Consider the following 19,702-nt stretch of genomic DNA (forward strand, 5'->3'; position numbering starts at 1 on the left):
AGGGGAAAATGCGCGGCGGCTCCTTGCACCGGGCGGGAGGTGTGGCAGGAGGGGCGTATGGTCGCCGCTTCCGACATAGCCGAATTGGATCCCCGCGCCGCGCTGAGGAGTACCTTTGGTTTCGAGGACTTTCGCGGACGGCAGGCAGAAGTGGTCGAGCGGACGCTGGCAGGACAATCTAGCCTTGCGGTCATGCCGACTGGCGCGGGTAAGTCGCTGACCTACCAGCTCCCCGCCGTGATGCTCGAAGGGACCTGCGTCGTCATCAGTCCGCTGATCGCGCTGATGCACGACCAGCTGAGAAGCGCGAGGGCCAATGGCATTCGCGCCGCCACGCTGACCAGCGCCGATTCCGATTGGCGCGAAACGCAGGACGCCTATCGCGCAGGTGAGCTCGACCTGCTCTACGTCGCGCCCGAACGCGCAAGCCAGCCGCAATTCCGGGATTTCCTCGCCAGCGCCCGCATCGCGCTCTTCGCGGTGGACGAGGCGCATTGCGTCTCCGAATGGGGGCACGATTTCCGGCCTGACTATCGGATGCTGCGCCCGCTGATGGATGCCTTTCCCGGCGTGCCGCGTCTTGCGCTGACCGCGACCGCAGACCGGCAGACGCGCGAGGATGTGCTGGCGCAGCTCGGCATTCCCGATGACGGCCTGATCCTTGCGGGGTTCGACAGGCCCAATATCCGCTACGCCATCCGCCATCGCGACAATCCCGTGCGCCAGCTGGCCGATCTCATGATTGAGCGGCCGGGCCCGGGCATCGTCTACGCACAGACCCGCCGCAAGGTCGAGGATCTGGCGCAGAAGCTCGCGGCTGCAACCGGGCGGCAGGTCCTGCCATACCATGCCGGCCTCGACGCCGACACGCGCGCCGCCAATCAGGCGACCTTCGTCGCCAGCGAGGACATGGTGATCGTCGCCACAGTCGCCTTCGGCATGGGCATCGACAAGCCCGACGTGCGCTTTGTCGCCCATGTCGGCGTACCCAAGTCGATCGAGGCCTATTACCAGGAGACGGGCCGAGCAGGCCGCGACGGCGATCCTTCCGCTGCAACCCTGTTCTGGGGCGCGGGCGATTTCGCGACAGCACGCGCGCGGCTGGCCGAGGTGGATGAGGATCGCCGCAATGCCGAACGTGCGCGGCTCGATGCGCTCGCCGGACTTGTCGAAACCGCCGGTTGCCGCCGCGCTGTGCTGTTGCGCCACTTTGGGGAGGACCCGCCTGCGCAATGCGGCAATTGCGACAATTGCCTCGACACGCCGGGCGTGACCGACGTGACCGAACTGGCCCGCAAGCTGCTCTCTGCCGTCTACAGGACCGGCCAGAGTTTCGGCATGGGCCATTTGCAGAAGGTACTGATCGGTGCCGAAGACGATCGCGTCCGCCAGAAAGGCCATGACCGACTGAGCGTCTACGGCATCGTCGAGGGCGAGGAGGCACGGCTGCTCCAGCCACTCGGGCGCGCACTACAGGCACGCGGCGACCTCCTACCGACCGAGCACGGCGGCCTCGCCCTTGGAGGAAGCGCACGCGAGATCCTCAAGGGCGAAAGAGAGGTGGAAATCGTCGTCCCGCCCAAACGCCAGCGCGGCCGGAAGCGCGGTGGCGACGAGGCGAACCCGGTCGGCGACCCGCTGTTCGAAGCCTTGCGCGAACTGCGCCGCGAACTGGCCGCAGAGGCGCAGGTCCCGCCCTATGTCATCTTCCACGATTCCACCCTGCGCGAGATGATTTCCACACGCCCCACGACCATGGCCGAGATGGGGCGAATCGGCGGGATCGGGGGCAAGAAGCTGGAGGCCTATGGCGAGCGTTTCCTGAGCGAGATCGCACGCCACTGACCGGATCCGATTGACTTTCGTATCATTTGATATAAATATGATATCATAATTATATCGAAGGAGGCACGAACATGTCGGTCGACCTGTCCGGAATGAAAACCAGCCGCGAAAGCGCGGCGACCAGCTACAATGGCTACATCATGCTGCTGATCCTCGTGGTCGCAGTGGCAGCGCTGGCCTTTATCCTGCCGGGGATGGCGCCCTATGACGGGGCACCGAAAGCCGTGAAGATCGGCTTTGTGGGCATGCTCGTCGTCTCGCTGATCGGCGTGCTCGTCCTCGCTTCGGGCTTCTTCATGATCCAGCCGAACCAGGCCGCGGTCATCACCCTGTTCGGCGAATACAAGGGTTCCGAACGGACCGAGGGGCTGCGCTGGGTGTGGCCGTGGATGGGCAAGAACAAGATCTCCGCCCGTGCGCACAACATCCATTCCGAGCGGGTGAAGATCAACGATTTGCGCGGCAACCCGATCGAGATCGCCTGCAACGTGGTATGGCGCGTGCGCGACACCGCACAGGCGAGCTTCGATGTCGACGATTACAAGGAATTCGTGAACATCCAGATCGAAGCGGGACTCCGCACCGTGGGCTCGCGCCACCCTTATGACGACTTCGAAGGCGAGGAAGTGACGCTGCGCGGCGGCGCCGAGGTAGTAAATGGGGAACTGCTCGAAGAGCTAAACGACCGGCTCAAGGTTGCCGGTGTAATGGTCGACGAAGCGGGCCTCACCCACCTTGCCTATGCCAGCGAAATCGCCAGCGCCATGCTTAAGCGTCAGCAGGCCGACGCCATCATCGCGGCGCGTGCCAAGATCGTTCTTGGTGCCGTGGGAATGGTCGAGGATGCGCTGACCAAGCTCAGCGAGGACGGCATCGTCGACATGGACGCCGAGCGCCGTGCGACGATGGTCTCCAACCTGATGGTGGTGCTGTGCGGCGAGAAGGAAGCGCATCCGGTCATCAACGCCGGTTCGATCTACTAGGAACGGAGCCCGCACGGGAACTCTCCCATGCCGCAAAAGAAAGCCTTTGCCTTGCGTCTCGACCCGGCAGTCCACGCCGCGGTCGAGCGCTTGGCTGCCAGCGAATTGCGCAGTGCCAATGCGCAGATTGAGATGCTGCTGCGCGAGGCGCTGAAGAAGCGCGGTGTCGAGATCGCGCCGTCCAAGCCACCACGCCGGGGGCGCCCGCCTTCGAACCCCTAGGTCGGCCCATGCCGGATATTAACCTTTTCCCGCCAAGATGGCAGGATGGACAGGCGTGTCATCTCGAATACCCAGCGGTTTCCCGAGTGGATCGTCGCCGCAGTGGCGCTGGCTTCGGTCGCGCTTATTCCGCTTGCCGTCTTCCTTTTCTGAAGGAACACCGACCCTCCTCCGCCCGTTGAGCGGGCAAAGGAGTTTCCCATGGCCGGAGGATGGGCGCGCGATGGCGCCGTTCAGGACCAGATCGACGATACGGTGAACGATGCCGTCAGCGCCGCCCGCGCGCGCATGCCGACTGGCGAGAGCGCGAAGTATTGCGATGAATGCGGAGAGCCGATCCCGGAAAAGCGGCGCGAAGCCCTGCCGGGAGTGCGCACCTGTGTCGCCTGCCAGTCGGGCCGCGATGCGGCTGTTCGACAATCCGGTATCAATCGCCGTGGCAGCAAGGACAGCCAGTTGCGCTGAAGCGCGGCTGGACTATGGACACCCGCATGACCTCGCCCTTCATCTGGTTACAGCACGTCCTTCCTCATCACGCCGTCTCGCGCGGCGCTGGCTCGATCGCTTCGAGCGAAGTGCCGTGGCTCAAGAACCTGCTCATCCGCCGTTTCATCAAGGCTTATGACGTCGATATGAGCCAAGCGGCGCGCGAGGTGGAGGAGTTCAAGAGCTTCAACGACTTCTTCACGCGCGAACTGAAGCCCGGGATGCGGCCTCTTGCAGACAGTTCGGCGCATATCCTGAGCCCCGCCGATGGCGCGGTGAGCCAGATCGGCAAGATCGAGCAGGGGCGGATTTTCCAGGCCAAGGGGCGGCACTTTACGACCGTGCAATTGCTCGGTGGAGACAAGGAAGCAGCGGCGAGGTTCGAAGGTGGCAGTTTTGCCACGATCTATCTCTCCCCGCGTGACTATCACCGTGTGCATATGCCCGCCGCCGGCACGCTGACATCGACAACCTACGTCCCGGGCGAGCTCTTCTCGGTGAACCAGGTGACGGCAGAGAATGTCGACGGACTCTTCGCCAGGAACGAACGGCTCGCCTGCCTCTTCGAGGGGCCGGATGGAATCTTCGCAAATGTCATGGTGGGCGCAATGATTGTCGCGGGCATCGAAACCGTCTGGAGCGGTCTCGTCGAAACGCATAATCCGAAGCTGGTGCGCGAAGAGTTCGGGGCGGGCGAGCATGCCTTCGAAGCGGGCGACGAGATGGGCCGTTTCATCCTCGGCTCGACTGCTGTGCTGCTGTTCGAACCGGGCAAGGTCGAATGGGATGCCTCGCTAAAGGCCGGTGATGCCGTCCGCATGGGACAGGCGATCGGGAAGCGGCTTCAGCCGAAAGCCGGCGCGTAGCTGACAGTCCCGCGCGGCGCTTCGCCTTCGAGAACGAGGCGCTGGAAATATTCGGCAGGTGGTCCGGGATAGGTCAGCTGCGGATCGTGTTCGAAACCGAAGCGCTTGTAATAGGCTGGCTCACCCAGAAGCACGAGGCCGCGAGCACCCTTCATCCGCATGTCTGCGATGGCGCGCTGCATCAGGCGCAGGCCCACGCCTTCGCGCTGATGGGAAGGCAGGACGCTGATTGGACCAAGGCCGTACCAGCCCTCGCTCCCATCGGAAATCGTGACCGGCGATACCGCGACATGGCCGATGATCCGCTCGCCATCCTCGGCGACGAGCGAGAGAGCGAGATCACCCGCTGCACGCAAGCCGTCGACGATCTGGACCTCGCTGCCATCGCTATGCTCGACTTCGGCGAAGGCGGCGTTGGTGACGACTGCGATCTCGGCATGATCGCAGGAATCCTCAGGGCGGATCGTTAGCGCGCTCATGGGAGGATGTGCCCCGCGCGGTCGCGCTTGGTCGCAAGGTAGCGTGCGTTGTGCGGATTGTCGGGCAGCGAATGGGCGACCCTCTCGGTGACAGTCAGGCCCTCGCACTGGAGCGCTTTCACCTTGGCAGGATTGTTCGTCATCAGCCGGATCTCCTTCACGCCCAGCAATTCGAGCATGCGCGCTGCCGTCGGGAAATCGCGCGCTTCGTCGGGCAGGCCTAGCCGCGTATTGGCATCGACCGTATCGAACCCCTGATCCTGCAACCGATAGGCGCGCAGTTTGTTCACCAGCCCGATGCCGCGCCCTTCCTGCCGCATGTAGAGCAGCACGCCCCAGCCGCCCTTGTCAGCCTCATCCGCCATCGCGCGCAGCGCTGCATCGAGCTGCGGCCCGCAATCGCATTTGAGGCTGCCGAGAATATCGCCGGTCAGGCATTCCGAATGGAGCCGCACGAGCGGCGGCCTGTCCGCGCGCTGCTCGCCGATCACGAGGGCGACATGCTCGCGCGTGTCGTCGGGGCTGCGGAAGGCGACGATGCGGGCGCCCTCAGCTGCTGCGACAGGGAGCCTGGCGCGGGTCGCGATCTTCAGGCGCTGCGGGTCGGTGAATGCGGCGAGGTCGCCGACCTCGACCGAAGCCGGTTCGCCCGCCCCCGTGGGATCGACGAGGAAAGCCGGAAGGATGCCCGCAATGCGCGCAAGTTCCAGCGCCGCCTTGGCCTGCTCCTCCCATTCGATCGGAAGCGCCTTGAACGGACCCTTCAGCGGGTTCTGCAAATCGAGCGCAGGGTCAGCAATGGCGAGTGCGGCAGGGAGGTCGAAAGTCTCCGCGCTGCGCATCAACACCGGCTGCCGCGGTGCAGCGGCCTCCAGCTGATTGGCGAGCTTGAGCGTCGCGGCGCGCGAGGCGGAAATCAGCATCGCCTCGCCCGACAGTTCGGAGAAGGCCGTCTCCACTGGTTGCAGCAAAGGTGCGCCCTCGATCGCGAGCGGCCAGCCGTGGCGCAGAGCGTCCACTGCCAGCGCCGCGCGGCGGGAGGGCGACGGCTCGCTCAGAGGCTGAACTCCGTCACCAGAGGCACGTGGTCGGACGGCTTTTCCCAATCGCGCGCATACTCATGGACCGAGTGCCCAGTCGCCTGTTTCGCGAGTTCCGGGCTGGCCCACATATGGTCGAGGCGGCGGCCGCGATCATTCGCCTTCCAGTCCTTCGCGCGGTAGCTCCACCAGCTGTAGTAACGTTCGGGAGCCTTGATGTGCTCGCGACCGATATCGGCCCAGCCATGCGCATCCATGAAGCGCTGGAGGCTTTCGACCTCCACCGGCGTATGGCTGACGACCTTGAGCAACTGCTTGTGGTTCCACACGTCGCTTTCGAGCGGGGCGATGTTGAAATCGCCGACGATCAGCGTGGGCCGATCCACCTTGTCGGCCCATTTCGTCATCCGCTCGAGGAAATCGAGCTTCTGGCCGAACTTGGGGTTCACCTCGCGGTCGGGCTCGTCGCCGCCAGCTGGCACGTAGACGTTCTCGATGATCATCCCGTCATGATCCGGCAGCTCGACACCAACATGGCGTGCCTCGCCATTATCCTGCCAGTCGTGGCGCGAGAACTCGCGCAGCGGCACGCGGCTTACGGTTGCAACACCGTGATAGCCCTTCTGGCCATGCACGGCGACGTGCTCATAGCCCAACGCCTTGAAGGCTTCGAAGGGAAACTGTTGCTCCTGGCATTTGATTTCCTGGAGGCACAGCACGTCGGGTGACGTCTCCTTGAGGAAACGTTCGACGATCGGCATGCGCAGGCGGACGGAATTGATGTTCCAGGTAGCTACAGAAACCATGGCGCGGAGATAGGGCGGCGCGCGCCACGGGTCTACCCGCCTTCCCCAACAAAAAACCCTTGAGCCGGGGGCATTGGCTCAAGGGTTCCATGTGAGCGTTCGTCACGCTTGGATACCGAGCGACTTATCGGGCGGGGCAATCAACAGGGGGGAAATTGCCGCCCGCCGCTTCGATAGGGACTGTTTTATCCCTGTTCGGCTTGCTGCTCAATGAACATTGCACTTCGGCGGATCGCATAGTCGCCACATGTCAGCGCCGAAACGTTTATCCCGGGCGACGGGATGTGCGGCGCGGATCGCGGAACCTGAACGTGCTGTCGGCAACCGCCATGCCATAGCGGTGGTTGCGCAGCCGGACGGTGGTGCGGTGGTTCTGCGAATCGAGCGCGACCCAGTGCGTCAGCCGCAGTCCGCCCGGTGCCGATGCGTCGCGCTGAAAGATGAGCGTGATCACACCGAATTCGGGGCGATCGCTGTCGCGCACCTCGATGCTGACCACGTCGCTATGCGAGGTCTCGATCAGCCGGCCATACTTCTTCACGTCGCGATTGGGATCGAGCAGCGCGCCGAGCGGCGAATTCCTGATCGGCCAGCGCTGGACCTGGTTCACCGCGTAATCGATCATGTACATCGACTTGCCGTTCGAGACGACAAGCAGGTCGACGCCCTTCTCATATTCGAACCGGATCTTGCCCGGGCGCTTCAGCGTCATGACGCCCGACACGGCCTGGCCGTTGCGGTCGGTCTGGACGAAATCGGCCTTCATCGTCGAAATGCCGCGCAGAGCATCGACCGCACGGTCGAGATCGCCCGCTGCCGCTTCGACAGGTGCGGGAGCCACGTAGAATGAGGCAGGCACGCCAACGGCCAACGCGAGTGCGAAGGCCGAGGCGACAGGTCGGTTCTTGAAGAGAGACAAGGTGTTCATGCTCCGTGATCTACAGTCGGAGCATTGAACTGTCACTGAACTAAAGGCGTTCCCGCCATTCAGCTTGTGGAGCAAACGCCCCGCCAGATCACTTGATCTTGGCTTCCTTGAATTCGACGTGCTTGCGCGCCACCGGGTCGTACTTCTTGAAGACGAACTTCTCGGTGTGGTTGCGCGGATTCTTCTTCGTCACGTAGTAGAAGCCCGTGTCGGCGGTCGAGACGAGCTTGATCTTGACGGTTGCGGGCTTCGCCATGGCGTGTTCCTAAAGATCTTTCGGTGGCGGCCGATTTCGGCCGAAATAATAAGGGCGGCGCGAGCTGCACCGCCGTCCGGCGCGCCCTTTGTGTGATTCACGGGGAAAAGTCAAGCGTCAGCCGACGATCCGCTACCAGTCGACCTTGCCGCGATTTGCCTTCACTTCGCCGCGCACTTTCTTCGCCTTGAGCCGCTTCACCTTGCCCACGCGGTTCACGCGGCTTTTCTTGCGCTTCTTTGGCGGTGTGAGCGCCTCGCCGAGCAACGCGACCAGCCGCTCTCGCGCTGCCTCACGGTTCTGTTCCTGCGTGCGGTATTCGTTTGCAGTGAGCACGATCTCGCCCGCCTTGGTGAATTTGCTACCAGCCAGTTCCTTCAGCCGCTCGAAGGCATCGGGCGGCATGCCGAGCTGAAAGACGTCGACGCGCAGCTGGACGGCGGTGGCCACCTTGTTGACGTTCTGCCCACCGGGGCCGGAGGAGGCGATGAACTTCTCCTCGGCTATCTCCTGCGCGCGGTCGGCAATTCTACCCATCGGTGAAACCGAGGGCGGCAAAGTCCCGCGGAAGCGGAGCTGCGGCCTCGATTGCGGGCTTGTTCTCGCGCGGTACGACCAGGCCCGCTGCGTGCAGCATGGTGCGCGGCGCACCGCTTTTTTTGTCCGGGCCCGTGCCGTAAACCGGATCGCCGAGCAGCGACATGCCGAGCCCAGCCTCGCAATGGATACGGATCTGGTGCGTCCGACCTGTCTCCGGGCGAAACTCGATCAGCGCCTTGCCGTCGTGTTCGGCCACCTTCCGCCAGTGCGTGACCGAGGGTTTCCCCTTCTTCGCCGCGATCATGCGCCAGCCCCTGTCCGCGCTGCTGATCTTGGACAGCGATAGCTCGATCGTGCCTGCCTCGCCCTCGGGAATACCCGAGAGGATGCCGAGATAGCGCTTTTCGACCAGCCGCTGCTCGAAGGCCATGCCGAAGCGCTTGAGTGCCTTCGGATTGCGCGCGAGCAGCAAGCAGCCGCTGGTATCGGTGTCGAGCCGATGGACAGGCGAAGGCGCACGCTGGAAGCCGAGCTTCAGCTGTTCGTAGTGGTCTTCCAGCGCCGGCCCGCCCTTGCGCGGACGGTCGATGGAAAGGCCCGCGGGCTTGTCGATGACGAGCGCTTCGCCGTCTTCGAACAGGATGGGAATATCGGTCATGCAGTCTTCAGTTCGGCGCGCACCAGCTGGCGCAGCGCATTTCCGAGGAAGAAACCGTCCTCGAGATCGGCAATGGTGAGCTCTGCCTCGCGCGCCTTTCCTTCGTCGAGAAGGGACTGGCGAAACACTCCCGGCAGCAAGCCGAGCGTTGCGGGCGGCGTGAGCAATAGGCCATCGCGCGCGACAAAGATACTGGTGATGCAGCCTTCGGTGAGGAGACCCTCTTCGCGCACGAACAACGCCTCGTCGGCCCCCTGGCTCTGCGCCACCGCGCGACCATCCTCGTAGAAGCCGCGGTCCGTGGTCTTGTGCCTGAGGCGCCAGTCACCCGGATCGACCGGCAGGGGCAGCACGACACATCTGGCCGGTTCCTCCCAGCCTTGCGGCATCCCCGACGTCTCCAGCGCGATCGCTCCGCTGCGCGATGCGAGCAAGCGCACGCGGCTCGGCTTGTCGAGCACGAAACAGCAAGCATGGAGCTGGTTGCGCGCCTCGTGCCGGTCGAAGCTGAAGCCCAGCTCGTGTGCGCTGCTCTTCATGCGCAGCAAATGCGCCTCGAGCAGGGCGATGCCTTCTTCCGGCGTGAAGCGCATCGTCTCGATCAGGTCGAATTGCGCGGCGCGATGGTCTGGCGAGCCCGAGCGGGCGAAAGCGCCCTTGAGCAGCGCCTCGCGCCATTCGGTATGCGCTTCGCTGTCCGCGACGATCGCGCCGCCAACGCCGAGCACGGCCTTGCCGCGCGAATTCTCGATCTCGGTCAGGCGAAGGGTGCGGATTGCCACATTGAATGCGGCATCCCCGTCTGCACCGATCCGCCCGATGGCCCCGCAATAGGGACCGCGGGCATCGCGCTCGACCTCGTCGATCAGCTCCATCGCGCGGATCTTCGGCGCCCCGGTGATCGAACCGCAGGGGAATAGTGCGCGGACGAGGTCGATCGCCCCCATCCCGTCTTGCAATTCGGCACGCACGACGCTGACCATCTGGTGCACGGTCGGGTAGCTTTCGATCGCGAAGGGTTCGTCCACGCGCACACTGCCCGCCTCCGCCACGCGAGACAGATCATTGCGCATGAGATCGACGATCATCAGGTTCTCGGCCTTGTCCTTCACCGAGGATGCGAGCTCTTCGGCATAGGCCCGATCCTGCGGCTCGTCAGAAGAGCGAGGGCGCGTCCCCTTCATCGGCTTGGCCTTGGCCTCGTTACCCTTGAGCGAGACAAAGAGTTCGGGCGAGAGGCTCAAGAGCCAGTGCGAGCCATCGAAGATCACGCCGCCATAGCCAGCCTGCGCGGCGGGCCGGAGCGCCGCGTAGAGACCCAGCGGATCGCCGGTGAAATTGCCTGCCAGGGGGAAGGTCAGGTTCGCCTGGTAGATATCGCCAGCGCGGATCGCTTCCTGCAGTTTCGCAAACGCTGCCTCGTATCCGCCCGGCGAGATTTGCGGTTCCAGCGGCCCGACCGAGCCGGGCCCCCGTGCATGTGCCTGCAGCCAGTCGGACATGTCAGCTGCCGCGATCTTTTCCGGTGCATCGAACAGGCCAAGCCACACGAGCGGACCGGTTGCACCGGTCTTCGCTGCGGCACGGGCTGCCAAACGATCCTCGAGCGCGAGTCCGGCTTCGTAGGTGATGTAGCCCGCGAGTTCGCCGCCGCCCTTGCGCGCCGCCTCGGCAGCCCGAAGCGCCCATTCGACCTCGTCAGCCCTCCTTGCGACAAACACTTCGCGCGGGTTTTCATAGAGCAGCGCGTCGGCAGCGCCGCTTTCGCGCGCATCGTCCAGCAAAACAAAGGGATGTCCGCCCGCCATTGCGCAAACAGCATTTACAGCGCTTCGCAGCCAAGTCGAGTGCTCGCTTGACCTTGCCGCGCCCCCTGCGCCACATCTGGGCAAACACAGATCAAGGGCGGGACTTCTATGAGCACCATTTTTCTCGGGTTGGGCGGCGATGGCGAGAACCAGCATCTCCGGCTGGAACAGGCCAATCGTCACGGGCTGATTGCAGGCGCGACCGGAACCGGCAAGACAGTGACGCTGCAGGGCCTTGCAGAGAGCTTCTCCGCCAATGGCGTTCCCGTCTTCGTCGCCGATGTGAAGGGCGACCTTGCGGGCATATCGATGGCGGGTTCGCCGCAGTTCAAGCATGCCGACAAGCTGGAGGGCCGCGCGAAAGAGTTGGGCATGGACGACTATGCCTATGCGGATAACGCCGCCGTCTTCTGGGACCTTTACGGCGAAAAGGGTTTCCCGATCCGCACCACGATTTCGGAGATGGGCCCGCTGCTCCTCGCCCGGCTGCTCGATTTGAACGAGACGCAGGAAGGCGTGCTCAACATAGTCTTTCGCTATGCCGACGAGAACAACCTCCTGCTGCTCGATCTCGGCGATCTGCAGGCAATGCTGGCCTTCGCGCATGAGAACGCGTCGGACCTCTCGGGCAAATACGGCAATGTCTCCAAGGCCAGCGTCGGCGCGATCCAGCGCCAGCTACTAAGCTTCGAAAGCCAGGGCGCGGACCAGTTCTTTGGCGAGCCTGCACTGGAGATCGACGATTTCCTCGCCACCGACGACCAGGGTCGCGGGATCATCAATGTCCTCGCTGCCGACAAGCTGATGCGCAGCCCGAAGCTCTATGCGACCTTCCTGCTTTGGCTGCTGGCCGAACTGTTCGAGACGCTTCCCGAGGTGGGCGATCCGGACAAGCCGAAGCTCGTCTTCTTCTTCGACGAGGCACACCTGCTGTTCGACGATGCGCCCGAGGCGCTGGAGGACAAGGTCGAACAGGTCGTGCGCCTGATCCGTTCGAAGGGCGTCGGCGTCTATTTCGTGACACAAAACCCGATCGATATCCCTGAGAAGATCGCCGGCCAGCTCGGCAACCGCATACAGCACGCCTTGCGCGCCTTCACGCCGCGCGACCAGCGGGCCATCAAGGCAGCGGCCGAGACCTTCCGCATCAACCCGGATCTCGATGTCCAGGAAGCCATCACGCAGCTCAGGGTGGGCGAGGCGCTAGTTTCGACACTCGACGAAGACGGCGCACCGGGCGTTGTGCAGCGCACCTTGATCAAGCCTCCGCACTCGCGCCTCGGTCCGGTGACCGAGAAGGAGCGCAAGATCATCAACTCGGTGAGCGATCTCGACGGCAAGTATGACGAGGCCGTCGATCGCGAGAGTGCAGAGGAGGTTCTTGCGGCCAAGGCTGCCGATGCTGCCAAGACCGCAAAGGAGGTCGAGGAAACGAGCCGCGAGGAAGTCGCAAAGCGAGAGCGCAAGACGCCCTCCATGTGGACCAAGGCCGGCAAGGCTGCGGCCAAGGCAGCCGCGGGCTCGCTGACCTCGGTCGCGGTCGCCACGGTGCTGGGCAAGAAATCGCGCGCCGATCCGGTTCGCACCGGCCTCAATGCGTTTGTCCGCAATATCGTCGGCGGACTGATGCGCTGACCATGGATCGCGCGCTCGGAGAATTCCTGGCCGACAACGGCCTTTCCGAGACGCCCGACCTGTCCGCCATTCATGATACGGAGCGAGTCCGCGCCCTGCTGGTGGAGGCCGCGCGCGAGCGACGTGCGATGAGCTACTCCGAAATCCTCGGTCGGCTGGGCTTTCGCTTCACCCGCCCGAAGATGCGCGCCCTTTGCAAGACGCTCGACACGCTAGACGCTGAAGGAAAGGCCCGCTCCGAGGCCCCGCTTGCGGTCCTCGTGGTGCGCGAGAGCGACGGCCTGCCGGGCCAGGGCTGGTGGATCTCCCGCCGCGATTTCAAGGGCGAATGGACCGGCGCCAAGGCGAAGCGATACGTCGAGAAGCTACAGGCCGAAACCTACGATTTCTGGGCGAGCCACTAGCCCAGCGGAAGGCGCAGCTCGGCGCGCAATCCGCCCTGCTGCCGGTTGGCCAGCTCCAGCGAACCGCCATGCTGTTCTGCCACGGCCCGCGCGATCGTGAGACCAAGTCCCGCCCCTCCGGTGGCCCGATTGCGACTGGCCTCGCCGCGTGTGAAGGGTTCGAGCATTTCGGCGATGCGGCCTTCGGGAATGCCCGGCCCATCGTCCTCGATCCGGATCACGGCATGGCCATCCTCGCGCGTCAGGCTGACTTCCGCCGTGCCGCCATAACGCAGCGCATTCGACACGAGGTTGCGCACGCCGCGCTTGAGCCAGGTGAGGTGCACAGGGGCTGCAAGGCGCTGACCATCGAGCAGCGCGACCGGCTGATTCATATCCTCGAATTCCTCGATCACCGAAACCAGCAGCGCATAGAGTTCGGTTCTTTCGGCGGGGCGATCGGCGCGGCCGATCCGGGCTAGCAGGAGGATCTCGTCGAGCGTGCGAGTGATGTCCTCGATCGAATCGACCATGCGGCTGCGCGTCGCCTCGTCCTCGACGCCCTCGACGCGCACCCGAAGCGCGGCGAGCGGGGTCTTCAGATCGTGGCCGATCGCGCCCAGCATCACGTCCTTCTCGTCGATCATCGCGCCGATCCGTGCTTCCATCGCATTGTGCGCGGCAATCAGCCGCCGCACGTCCTCCGGACCTTGCGGCTCCATCGGGGAGGCATGGACAGGCAATTGCGAGAAGTCCTCGGTCCGCTTCGTCAGCTGTGCGAGGGGGCCGGTGATACGGCGCAGGATCAGCCACAGGACAAAGCAGAGCAGCGCGGTCAGCGCCGCAGCGCGCAGGATCGGAAAGGCGGGTCCGAAATGCCTGTGCGGAGCGCGGACCGGCGCGCGGACGACCTCCCATGTGCCGCCGCTCGATATGCCGGCGACCGCGACTGTCTTCGGAAGATCTTCTTGCTGTAGACCCCGGCGCATTGCCATCCGGCGGAGGAAGCGCTGGGCCACCGGGTCGGCCGATGCGGGGCGCTCGACCACACGGATATCGTCGAACTCGCGGCCATTGTTGCGCAATGTCTCGCCGAGCCGTCGAGCAATCGCGGGACGGTCCTCGTCAACGGAAAAGCCCGGGAACTCCGCGCTGCGACTGAAATCGGTATTGCCGAATCTCCGTGCAACCCTATCTGCCCTGCGCGGCAGGCGGCGCTCTCCCTCGGCCCCGCGCCTTGGTCCGGGATCGATGCGAACCGCAGGAAACCCTTCTTCCGCGATCCGCGCCGCCGCAACGAAACGCAGGCCAAGCATGTTGACCAGCGCGGCTTCGGCCCGGTCCTTCTCGATATTCCAAGCGACAACCGCATTCACGCCCTGGACGACGAGCAGCGTCAGGGCGACCGCGAGCGTTACCTGTCCGAGCAGGCTCTTTGGCAGGAAGCGCGTCATGCCGTTCCTTGCGCAGCGCGCGTGACATCGGCGCCGAACCGGTAGCCGCCGCCACGCACCGTCTGGATGAAGTGCGGATTCCTGCTGTCGGCCTCGATCTTGCGCCTTAGCCGACTGACCTGGTTGTCGACCGCGCGGTCGAACAGATGGGCTTCGCGGCCCTGCACCATGTCGAGCAACTGGTCGCGGTCCAGCACGCGGCGCGGATGGTCGCAAAAGGCGCGAAGCATGCGGAACTCGGCGGTCGAGATGGGGACAAGGGTACCGTCCGGATCGCTGAGCCTCCGTTTCAGGGGATCAAGCGTCCATCCTTCGAAACGATAGAGCAGGTCCTCACCCGCAGCTTCGGGAGCACGTTCTGCACGGCGCAGCACCGAACGGATGCGCGCCACCAGTTCACGCGGCTCGAAGGGCTTGGTGACATAGTCGTCTGCCCCGATTTCGAGCCCGACGATGCGGTCCATCGCTTCGCCCTTTGCGGTCAGGAGGATGACCGGGAGCCCGCGCGCCTCAACGAGATGGCGGCAGAGCGATAGTCCGTCTTCACCCGGCATCATGATGTCGAGCAGCACGAGATCGGGTGTGGCTGTTTCCAGCTCGCTCCGCGCCCTGGCTGCGCTTTCGGCCTGCGAGACGCTGAACCCCTGGCCGGAGAGATACTCCGCCAGGGGTTCGCGCAGGCTTCGCTCGTCATCGACGAGGAGGAGTTTGGTCGGCGCGCTGTCGTTCATGTCGATCCGGCGACTACCGCTTGTGCGACCTGCGGCGCAAGCCGCTTACTGGCGACGCCCTTCACGGCGCGACTTGCGCTCTGCCTTCGCGGCCGCATGCTCTTCAGCCGAGACGACGCCATCACCGTCGCGATCGGCCTTGGCGAACCGGGCAGCCAGCGCCGCGTCGAATTCCGCGCGGGTCACCGACTTGTCGCCATTGGCATCCGCCATTCGCAGCATCTGCATCGCGCCGTGGCGTCCGCCACGCTTGCCGCGCTTGCCATCGCGACGCTCACCGCGCGCTTCGTGCATGGCCTTGAGTTCATCCTGCGATAGTCCGCCAGAATTGTCGGTGTCCATGCGTTCAAAATGGGCTGCCATCTTCTGGGCACGGTGCCCTTCGCGAGCCTCGCGTCGTTCGCTGCGACGCTCCATTCGCGCTTCATGCATGGCCATCATCTCTGCATGCGAAAGCTCGCCGTCGCCATTGGTATCGGCCTCGGCGAATTTCTCCATGCGGTGGGCTGCGCGATCATCGGCGTCGACCACGCCATCGCCATTCGCGTCCATGCGTGAGAAAAGCGCCGCGCCATGGGCTTCCATTTCGGCCTGGGTGATGGTGCCGTCACCATCGGCATCGGGATTGTGCTTGCCGCCGTGATTATGCGCGAGAGCTGCCGTGCCGGCCAGGGCCAGTGCGGTGGCGGAAAGGGAAAGTGCGATCTTCTTCATGTCTAAGCCTCCAGATGTGGAGAGCTGCGGCACGGCGGGAGGGGGGAGAACAGGTCTGTCCGCACCGCAGCTCGTGCATCCTCTCTGCAGGAGCAATGTCGCAGCAATATCCCGCAGGATGGCTGAATTGTATCGCTTTGTCACAAACGTGAAGCGCCGTTCACGAACGTGAAATCTCTAACGCGGCCGGTGCTGGGTGCCCTCGCCAGCCGTGATGAATATAGCCGTTGCCTCAAGCTCGATGTCGGCAATATGCCAAACGCCGGGCGCGTTGATCGCATAGTCGCCTGCACCAAGCGTCGTCTTCTCGATCCGCCCGTCGGGAAACTCCTGCGTCAGCACCATCTCGCCCGAGATGCAGATTACCACCTCATCTCCCAGCGGGTGCATTTCCCAGCTCGGCCAGCTTTCGGTGAAAGTGTGCTGGCTTACCAGTCTTCCTTCACGGCCATCGACCCCATTCCGCTTGCCGTAAGCTTCGTACCATTCCATCCCGTCGAAGGGTGGCTGAGGCACCGCCGTGGCGCCGAGGCCAAGGTGAATGAAGCTATCCGGCAGGCGGCGAGGGTCGGCCACTACCCGACCTTGTCCATCAGGAAGGCGTTGAGCTTGTTTCCATCAGGATCGCGGAAATAGGCAGCATAGAACTGCATGCCGTTCTCGTCCGGCTCCCCGCGCGGGCCCGGCTCGCCTTCGTCGCTGCCGCCATTGGCGAGCGCGATGTCGTAGAGCCGCTTCACCTGGTCACGGTTCTCCGCCTGGAGCGCGACCATGGTACCGTTTCCGACCGTCGCTTTCTCGCCATCGAAAGGCTTGGTCGCAGCAACGCCCGCGCCGCCATCCCACTTGCCCCAGGCGATGAAGGTGTCGAACTCCATCATCCGCCCGACGCCCATTTCTGCGGCGATGGCATCGTAGAATTTCGCGGCCTTCTCGAGGTCGTTTGTGCCCACCGTAACGTAACCGATCATCTGCCCTACTCCTTGCTGAAAGCGACTCGCGACCGATGGAACATTACGTGAACATACCTATTGCTGCAAGCTGTTCCTACAGCGGGCGACACTCGCGCTCGAGCCAGGCGAGGTCGTCGCCTTCGAGTTGGGGGGCGAGGATCTCGCGTGTCTTCGCGTGATAGGAATTCCACCATGCGATCTCGCGGTCGGTGAGAATTGCCTTGTCGACCAGCCTGCGGTCGAGTGGCACGTGGGTGAGCGTCTCGAAAGTCAGATACTTGCCCTCGCTACCTTCGACCTTCGCATCGACCACCAGCACGAGGTTCTCGATCCGGATGCCGTATTCGCCGGGCTTGTAATAGCCCGGCTCGTTCGAGAGGATCATGCCCTCGCGCAAGGGCGCTCCGGTCCCGGCGAAGGCCCCGCCGGGCTTGGAAATCCGCTGCGGCCCTTCGTGGACCGAGAGATAGCTACCCACGCCGTGGCCCGTCCCGTGGCCATAGTCGACGCCTGCCTGCCACAGGTGCATGCGCGCCAGCGCGTCAAGCGCACCGCCACTGGTGCCATCGGGGAAGCGGGCGAGGTCGAGTTCGATGTGGCCCTTGAGGACGCGCGTATTGCGGTCGATCATTTCCACGGTCGGCTCACCCGGTCCAACCCAGACGGTGCGGGTGATATCGGTCGTTCCGTCGAGATACTGCCCGCCCGAATCGCACAGATAGATGCTGGAAGGCGGGATCGGGATGTTGCTGTCCTCATCCACCTTGTAGTGCGGCAGGGCAGCATGGCCTGCAGCGGCGCTGATGGTGTTGAAGCTGCAGTCCCTCATGTCGGGACTGAGGCCGCGGAATTCGCGCAGCTTGGCCGCGGCGGAAAGCTCGTCCACCTCGCCGCTGGGCGCATATTCTTCGATCCAGCGCAGGTAGCGAACGACCGCCGCACCATCGCGCGCCTGAGCCTCGCGGTGGCCCTGCTGTTCCGCTTCGGTCTTGATCGCCTTAGGGAGCACGACCGGATCATCATCGCGCACGACCTTTGCACCGCCCTCTTCCAGCGCATGGAAGATCCCTGCCACGGCATGCTTGGGATCGACCGCAATGGTCTTGCCCCTAAATTCGGCCAGCGCGGGTTCGAACTCGGCCCGGTCCCTCACGCGCACGGCATTGCCTAGGTGCTGGGTCAGTTCCGGAGTGACCTTTTCGTGGGCGATGAAAAGCTCTGCCGTACCGTCTGCATGGGCCAGCACATAGGACAGCGCGACCGGAGTGTTGTCGACATCTGCCCCGCGCATGTTGAGCAGCCAGGCGACCGAATCCAGCGCGGTGATGACAGTTGCGTCATAGCCTTCGCGCTTGAGCCAATCGGCCACCTCGGCGCGTTTGTCGGCGCTTGAGCGACCGGCGAACCGTTCGTCATGCGGCACGGCGGGCGCAAGCGAGGGTTGCGGGCGATCGGCCCAGACCGCATCGATCGGATTGCCATCGACCGGGACCAGCTCGATGCCCTTCTTGGCGAACAGCTTGCTCGCTTCTTCGGCCCATTCCACGCCGTGGAGCCAGGCGTCGTAACCGATCTTGCCGCCCTCTGGTGCATGTTCCGCAAGCCACTTGGCGGGCGATGTCGCGGGCACATCCTCGTAATCGTAGAGCTTGCCATCGACCTGCTCGCGCACCTGCACGGTATATCGGCCGTCGGTGAACATCGCGGCCTTGTCCTTCAGGACCGCTGCACTGCCCGCGCTCCCGCCAAAACCCGTCAGCCAGTGCAGCCGCTGCGCATAGGAGCCGACATATTCGCTCATGTGCTCGTCGGAGATGGGAATGACGAAGCCGTCGAGGCCGCGCTTGGCCATTTCGGTGCGCAGCGCGTCGAGACGGGCTTCATGGGTCTGCATAAGCATTGAAAGGGTCTCTCTTTGTGATTCCGGTCTGTATGCCCGGCCATATAGCAACTGGTGCCCCTCCCTGCATCCCAACTATTTCTTAGAACCTTCTCAGTAGTTTGGCCTGCGAAAGGGGATCAAATTTGGTTTTTGGACGCAAGGGGCTCACGACGCCCGCACAGCGCAGGTATCCAGCAGCACAAGAGCGTGCGGAGACATCGCCCGGGCATCGCAATGTGCTCGAACTGCTCGACCGGGAGCAGGACGAAAAGCCGCACCAGCGCGCACAGATGGGCGGCATGGTTCTGTTCGATCTGGTGATGAAAATCATCGCCGACGAGCGCGGCGTGCATATCCAGAACCTCATTGCCATCCTTGCCAGCTGCGGCGGTGCAGCGTGCCTCAAGGCGGCACTCGCCGAAGTGCAGGAGGCCGGTCGCACGCCTCAGGAGGCCGGGATGATGGTGATCGAAGGCGCGGACGGACGCACCTATTTCTACGGTGACCTGCCCAATCGATTCCTCTGGGAAAGCGAAACCTCGCTGCTCAGCCTCACGCTGGGCGCGGCGCAGGGCCTCGGTGCGCAGGTCTCGGTCCAGATGGTGGAAGAGACTATGGGGCATGTCGCCAAGACTGTCGGCTCGCCCGAATTCGGCGTGCCCCGTCTCGACGAACGCGAGCGGGCCAGCGATCTGCCCATCGAATGGGTGAAGGTCTTCCAGTCAAAGCTTGCCGAGGCTCTCGATACCTACGAGGTCCCGCCACAGCAGCGCCCGGCCGCCTTTGGCTTCGCGATCCAGCGAGCGATGGAGGCGGGCCATCAGGCGGCCCCGGTTGACGCCCTTGCGCGGCTGGCGCTCGAATGCGCTGTCCCGATGGCCAAGCTCGACCTCTAACTCCCCATCCGTCAGCCTTAGTTGACAGTTTCGATGCGGTGCAATGCCGCGCATAATCACTCGTGCCTTTGAAGTTTGGTGGAGCCAGCCTATCTCAGGCCGCACCGGCCCATGCCGCATCCAATTCTCCCCAGACC

Annotated in this window: 22 protein-coding genes; 8 read left to right on the forward strand and 14 right to left on the reverse strand. The window is 64.0% G+C overall.

Features of this window, described 5'->3' with window-relative positions; all coding sequences use genetic code 11:
* Positions 1-57 precede the first annotated feature (57 nt).
* The 5 genes from recQ to asd all read left to right on the forward strand — a co-directional run bounded on the left by recQ (position 58) and on the right by asd (position 4,402).
* A complete protein-coding gene (gene recQ / locus K3146_RS09890) occupies positions 58-1,845 on the forward strand; it encodes a DNA helicase RecQ (RefSeq protein ID WP_221546126.1) in 1,788 nt (595 codons plus the stop codon).
* 71 nt (positions 1,846-1,916) lie between these two features.
* Positions 1,917-2,828: an SPFH domain-containing protein gene (locus tag K3146_RS09895; RefSeq protein ID WP_247711192.1), complete on the forward strand. Its 912-nt coding sequence runs from the start codon at positions 1,917-1,919 to the stop codon at positions 2,826-2,828.
* A 27-nt stretch (positions 2,829-2,855) separates the two neighbouring features.
* On the forward strand, positions 2,856-3,050 hold the full coding sequence (locus K3146_RS09900; RefSeq protein ID WP_221546127.1) for a type II toxin-antitoxin system antitoxin: 195 nt from the start codon (positions 2,856-2,858) through the stop codon (positions 3,048-3,050).
* A gap of 201 nt (positions 3,051-3,251) precedes the next feature.
* Complete coding sequence (locus K3146_RS09905; RefSeq protein ID WP_221546128.1) at positions 3,252-3,515, forward strand: DksA/TraR family C4-type zinc finger protein; 264 nt, start codon at positions 3,252-3,254, stop codon at positions 3,513-3,515.
* 26 nt (positions 3,516-3,541) lie between these two features.
* Complete coding sequence (gene asd / locus K3146_RS09910; RefSeq protein WP_221546129.1) at positions 3,542-4,402, forward strand: archaetidylserine decarboxylase; 861 nt, start codon at positions 3,542-3,544, stop codon at positions 4,400-4,402.
* Here asd and K3146_RS09915 read toward each other — a convergent pair.
* From K3146_RS09915 to pabB, 8 genes are all read right to left on the reverse strand, one after another.
* On the reverse strand, positions 4,381-4,881 hold the full coding sequence (locus K3146_RS09915) for a GNAT family N-acetyltransferase (protein ID WP_221546130.1): 501 nt from the start codon (positions 4,879-4,881) through the stop codon (positions 4,381-4,383). The two genes, asd and K3146_RS09915, sit on opposite strands and share 22 nt — an antisense overlap.
* Positions 4,878-5,900, reverse strand: a complete 1,023-nt coding sequence (gene ribA, locus K3146_RS09920; RefSeq protein WP_221546131.1) for a GTP cyclohydrolase II — start codon at positions 5,898-5,900, stop codon at positions 4,878-4,880. The genes K3146_RS09915 and ribA overlap by 4 nt, the downstream gene beginning before the upstream one ends.
* 35 nt (positions 5,901-5,935) lie before the next feature.
* A complete protein-coding gene (xth, locus tag K3146_RS09925) occupies positions 5,936-6,727 on the reverse strand; it encodes an exodeoxyribonuclease III (RefSeq protein WP_221546132.1) in 792 nt (263 codons plus the stop codon).
* A gap of 265 nt (positions 6,728-6,992) precedes the next feature.
* On the reverse strand, positions 6,993-7,655 hold the full coding sequence (locus K3146_RS09930; protein ID WP_221546133.1) for a LolA family protein: 663 nt from the start codon (positions 7,653-7,655) through the stop codon (positions 6,993-6,995).
* Between the two features lie 88 nt (positions 7,656-7,743).
* Positions 7,744-7,911, reverse strand: a complete 168-nt coding sequence (gene rpmG, locus K3146_RS09935) for a 50S ribosomal protein L33 (RefSeq protein WP_006832561.1) — start codon at positions 7,909-7,911, stop codon at positions 7,744-7,746.
* A gap of 132 nt (positions 7,912-8,043) precedes the next feature.
* Positions 8,044-8,448: an alternative ribosome rescue aminoacyl-tRNA hydrolase ArfB gene (gene arfB / locus K3146_RS09940; RefSeq protein WP_221546134.1), complete on the reverse strand. Its 405-nt coding sequence runs from the start codon at positions 8,446-8,448 to the stop codon at positions 8,044-8,046.
* Positions 8,441-9,109, reverse strand: coding sequence for an RluA family pseudouridine synthase (locus K3146_RS09945; RefSeq protein WP_221546135.1), 669 nt, complete (start codon positions 9,107-9,109; stop codon positions 8,441-8,443). Before K3146_RS09945 ends, arfB begins: the two co-directional genes overlap by 8 nt.
* On the reverse strand, positions 9,106-10,917 hold the full coding sequence (pabB, locus tag K3146_RS09950; protein ID WP_221546136.1) for an aminodeoxychorismate synthase component I: 1,812 nt from the start codon (positions 10,915-10,917) through the stop codon (positions 9,106-9,108). Before pabB ends, K3146_RS09945 begins: the two co-directional genes overlap by 4 nt.
* A gap of 108 nt (positions 10,918-11,025) precedes the next feature.
* On the opposite strand from pabB, the gene K3146_RS09955 reads away from it, so the two are divergent.
* Both K3146_RS09955 and K3146_RS09960 read left to right on the forward strand, forming a co-directional pair.
* On the forward strand, positions 11,026-12,552 hold the full coding sequence (locus tag K3146_RS09955; RefSeq protein ID WP_221546137.1) for a helicase HerA-like domain-containing protein: 1,527 nt from the start codon (positions 11,026-11,028) through the stop codon (positions 12,550-12,552).
* A 2-nt stretch (positions 12,553-12,554) separates the two neighbouring features.
* Positions 12,555-12,956 (forward strand): ribose-phosphate pyrophosphokinase, encoded by a 402-nt coding sequence (locus tag K3146_RS09960; RefSeq protein WP_247711193.1) that lies wholly within the window; start codon positions 12,555-12,557, stop codon positions 12,954-12,956.
* On the opposite strand, the gene K3146_RS09965 is transcribed toward K3146_RS09960, so the two are convergent.
* From K3146_RS09965 to K3146_RS09990, 6 genes are all read right to left on the reverse strand, one after another.
* A complete protein-coding gene (locus K3146_RS09965; protein WP_221546138.1) occupies positions 12,953-14,389 on the reverse strand; it encodes a sensor histidine kinase in 1,437 nt (478 codons plus the stop codon). The genes K3146_RS09960 and K3146_RS09965 overlap by 4 nt on opposite strands.
* A complete protein-coding gene (locus K3146_RS09970; protein ID WP_221546139.1) occupies positions 14,386-15,120 on the reverse strand; it encodes a response regulator in 735 nt (244 codons plus the stop codon). Before K3146_RS09970 ends, K3146_RS09965 begins: the two co-directional genes overlap by 4 nt.
* Positions 15,121-15,165: 45 nt before the next feature.
* Complete coding sequence (locus tag K3146_RS09975; protein WP_221546140.1) at positions 15,166-15,834, reverse strand: EF-hand domain-containing protein; 669 nt, start codon at positions 15,832-15,834, stop codon at positions 15,166-15,168.
* A gap of 177 nt (positions 15,835-16,011) precedes the next feature.
* Complete coding sequence (locus K3146_RS09980) at positions 16,012-16,410, reverse strand: cupin domain-containing protein (RefSeq protein WP_221546141.1); 399 nt, start codon at positions 16,408-16,410, stop codon at positions 16,012-16,014.
* Positions 16,410-16,805: a VOC family protein gene (locus K3146_RS09985; RefSeq protein WP_221546142.1), complete on the reverse strand. Its 396-nt coding sequence runs from the start codon at positions 16,803-16,805 to the stop codon at positions 16,410-16,412. The genes K3146_RS09980 and K3146_RS09985 overlap by 1 nt, the downstream gene beginning before the upstream one ends.
* Positions 16,806-16,881: 76 nt before the next feature.
* Entirely contained in the window at positions 16,882-18,687 is a 1,806-nt protein-coding gene (locus tag K3146_RS09990; protein ID WP_221546143.1) for an aminopeptidase P family protein, read from the reverse strand.
* 125 nt (positions 18,688-18,812) lie between these two features.
* Here K3146_RS09990 and K3146_RS09995 point away from each other — a divergent pair, with 125 nt between their 5' ends.
* The gene (locus K3146_RS09995; protein WP_221546144.1) at positions 18,813-19,565 is read left to right on the forward strand and encodes a hypothetical protein; all 753 of its coding nucleotides are present in this window, start codon (positions 18,813-18,815) and stop codon (positions 19,563-19,565) included.
* Positions 19,566-19,702 lie beyond the last annotated feature (137 nt).

It is taken from the genome of Qipengyuania vesicularis (assembly GCF_019711415.1).
GTDB lineage: Bacteria > Pseudomonadota > Alphaproteobacteria > Sphingomonadales > Sphingomonadaceae > Qipengyuania > Qipengyuania vesicularis.

Excerpts from the sequence above, each read along its gene's own strand:
- K3146_RS09930 (WP_221546133.1), bottom strand. The coding sequence starts at position 7,655 with ATGAACACCTTGTCTCTCTTCAAGAACCGACCTGTCGCCTCGGCCTTC.
- xth (WP_221546132.1), bottom strand. The coding sequence starts at position 6,727 with ATGGTTTCTGTAGCTACCTGGAACATCAATTCCGTCCGCCTGCGCATG.
- recQ (WP_221546126.1), top strand. The coding sequence starts at position 58 with ATGGTCGCCGCTTCCGACATAGCCGAATTGGATCCCCGCGCCGCGCTG.
- K3146_RS09985 (WP_221546142.1), bottom strand. The coding sequence starts at position 16,805 with ATGATCGGTTACGTTACGGTGGGCACAAACGACCTCGAGAAGGCCGCG.
- arfB (WP_221546134.1), bottom strand. The coding sequence starts at position 8,448 with ATGGGTAGAATTGCCGACCGCGCGCAGGAGATAGCCGAGGAGAAGTTC.
- K3146_RS09895 (WP_247711192.1), top strand. The coding sequence starts at position 1,917 with ATGTCGGTCGACCTGTCCGGAATGAAAACCAGCCGCGAAAGCGCGGCG.
- K3146_RS09965 (WP_221546138.1), bottom strand. The coding sequence starts at position 14,389 with ATGACGCGCTTCCTGCCAAAGAGCCTGCTCGGACAGGTAACGCTCGCG.
- K3146_RS09905 (WP_221546128.1), top strand. The coding sequence starts at position 3,252 with ATGGCCGGAGGATGGGCGCGCGATGGCGCCGTTCAGGACCAGATCGAC.
- K3146_RS09945 (WP_221546135.1), bottom strand. The coding sequence starts at position 9,109 with ATGACCGATATTCCCATCCTGTTCGAAGACGGCGAAGCGCTCGTCATC.
- K3146_RS09990 (WP_221546143.1), bottom strand. The coding sequence starts at position 18,687 with ATGCTTATGCAGACCCATGAAGCCCGTCTCGACGCGCTGCGCACCGAA.
- K3146_RS09970 (WP_221546139.1), bottom strand. The coding sequence starts at position 15,120 with ATGAACGACAGCGCGCCGACCAAACTCCTCCTCGTCGATGACGAGCGA.
- K3146_RS09900 (WP_221546127.1), top strand. The coding sequence starts at position 2,856 with ATGCCGCAAAAGAAAGCCTTTGCCTTGCGTCTCGACCCGGCAGTCCAC.
- asd (WP_221546129.1), top strand. The coding sequence starts at position 3,542 with ATGACCTCGCCCTTCATCTGGTTACAGCACGTCCTTCCTCATCACGCC.
- K3146_RS09960 (WP_247711193.1), top strand. The coding sequence starts at position 12,555 with ATGGATCGCGCGCTCGGAGAATTCCTGGCCGACAACGGCCTTTCCGAG.
- rpmG (WP_006832561.1), bottom strand. The coding sequence starts at position 7,911 with ATGGCGAAGCCCGCAACCGTCAAGATCAAGCTCGTCTCGACCGCCGAC.
- K3146_RS09955 (WP_221546137.1), top strand. The coding sequence starts at position 11,026 with ATGAGCACCATTTTTCTCGGGTTGGGCGGCGATGGCGAGAACCAGCAT.
- pabB (WP_221546136.1), bottom strand. The coding sequence starts at position 10,917 with ATGGCGGGCGGACATCCCTTTGTTTTGCTGGACGATGCGCGCGAAAGC.
- K3146_RS09975 (WP_221546140.1), bottom strand. The coding sequence starts at position 15,834 with ATGAAGAAGATCGCACTTTCCCTTTCCGCCACCGCACTGGCCCTGGCC.
- K3146_RS09915 (WP_221546130.1), bottom strand. The coding sequence starts at position 4,881 with ATGAGCGCGCTAACGATCCGCCCTGAGGATTCCTGCGATCATGCCGAG.